This is a genomic window from Chitinimonas violaceus, assembly GCF_052601015.1.
In genome coordinates this window covers 1-327 of sequence record NZ_JBQXDJ010000265.1, presented here as the reverse complement: position 1 = coordinate 327, position 327 = coordinate 1, and the positions used below count along the sequence as shown (strand labels likewise).

Sequence of the window (327 nt, the reverse complement as noted above, 5' to 3'; positions counted from 1 at the left end):
TCTGCCTCCTTAAGCACGGTGATGATTTGGCTGTCCGAAAATCTCGATTTCTTCATTTTGTAGAACTCCCTCTATCCGAGAAAATTCTACTTCTGCACACCCCTATTTTCCGGGGGGATTACCGACGGATTGCCAAGATCCGTGCCCGTGTTGAACACCCCTTCGCGAGTCTGGCGCAGATGGGGGGCAAAGCCTTACGTTGGTAAATGCCCGGAGGCCAGCATCTATCGCCGTCGCTGGACAGTGTCCAAGCTGATTGACTCCTTATTATCGGAGTTCAGTCATGCTTGCAGTCCCCCAGCGCGCTTTTGTTGCCAACCAGCCCGT

General features: G+C 53.2%; 1 protein-coding gene. It reads left to right on the top strand.

Annotated elements, in window-relative coordinates; genetic code table 11:
- Positions 1-206: hypothetical protein (locus ACUHMQ_RS21230; RefSeq protein ID WP_445297419.1), on the top strand; the 206-nt coding region annotated here is incomplete at its 5' end.
- Positions 207-327: the final 121 nt, after the last annotated feature.